The sequence below is a fragment of the Komagataeibacter europaeus LMG 18890 genome (assembly GCF_000285295.1).
GTDB classification, from domain to species: domain Bacteria; phylum Pseudomonadota; class Alphaproteobacteria; order Acetobacterales; family Acetobacteraceae; genus Komagataeibacter; species Komagataeibacter europaeus.
Genome location: NZ_CADP01000298.1, coordinates 1 through 1,271, shown reverse-complemented (window position 1 = coordinate 1,271; position 1,271 = coordinate 1). Strand labels below are relative to the sequence as shown.

Here is a 1,271-nt window from a genome sequence, read left to right as displayed (position 1 = left end):
TAGTGTACGCGACCGAAGTTTTACCTTCCGGAACATCAAGCCAGCAGACCTGCCCTGCCGGAACGACGTTGCCAGACTGATCAACCACATCCTCTGATTGCTCGCGCGTGCAGCCGACCCGAAGTCGGGCGATCTCATTGCTCCGAAGGCCTGCATGTGTCCACACCACGGCGATTGCCTGCAACAGGGCGAATGGATAGAAACAGTCAGGAGAAAGATCGTCTGGTTCAATGTTGAAGCTGGCCCAGGTCAGTTTCAGCCAAGAAGCATCATCTATGGTCCTAGGATTTACGCCAAGATATTTCGCAATATTCTTCGGTGTCGAGAGATGATATCGCGGATTACACCGGAGCTGCGCCCATTCCCAACTCTGAATATCAGATAAAAACCGACGCATAACCTGATAATAAGCAACTTTCGTTGGAGCCTGTAGAGGCTGGCCAACTGTTGGGATCAGACGATAATCAAAGGTGGAACCGCCCCAATCGCCAATACGTAACCTGTCGACGGCGGCGAGATAGTCGGCACATACCGATACCGTCCATTGCTCTGGTCCTGTGACCTCAGGATGCTCGCGACCCAACCAGATTCCGATACGGGTCAGAGTGTTGTAAACTGCTCGCCTCGACCCTTCTCGCAAGGTTGTTGTTTCCAACCAACGTCGGCACCATGTCATCCACTCAGGATTGATATTATCAGTTTCAGTTCCATGACGAGGTTGGTATGCCCGGAAATTAATAACCTTCGATGTAAGCCCCATTGCGGCCAAACCGTTTGACAATATTCCAATCCGCTTGGCGATATGATTTCCTGTGTAACACTCTCGTGTATGTTCCAGTATCTTCCTATCAAAACTTTCAAGTTTTGGATTCTCGCCTTGTAATGCAACTGCAGCAAATACTGATGGTACGAGGGGCCGAACGGTCTGACAGACGAAGCCGACACGGGTTAGGGCCGAGAACAGACGCTCACATTCTGTATCAACAATCTCCGCTCCAAAAACCAATCGGGCAACGACAGCCGTCGCCACATTGCGTTGAATTTTGTACACGCTTCGAAAACCACACAGAAGATAAGCGACTGCAATCAACTGCGGTACCATTCCGGTTTTTTTCAGAACAGGACTATTATTGATAATCTCAACCCACAGGTCTTCACTCCACCCCCAGTAGGGTTTTTCCTGGTGTGCGACCGTCAGAAGCAAATACTTCAAGGCACGATGGCTGTTAGCGCGGTCGAGATTGCTGCGATACAGGATGTCCGTCAGAGGC

Annotated in this window: 1 pseudogene; it reads right to left on the bottom strand. The window is 50.5% G+C overall.

The window, feature by feature from the left end:
- Nucleotides 1–1,271 (bottom strand): annotated as a pseudogene (locus GEU01_RS25475) (site-specific integrase); the annotation flags it as partial.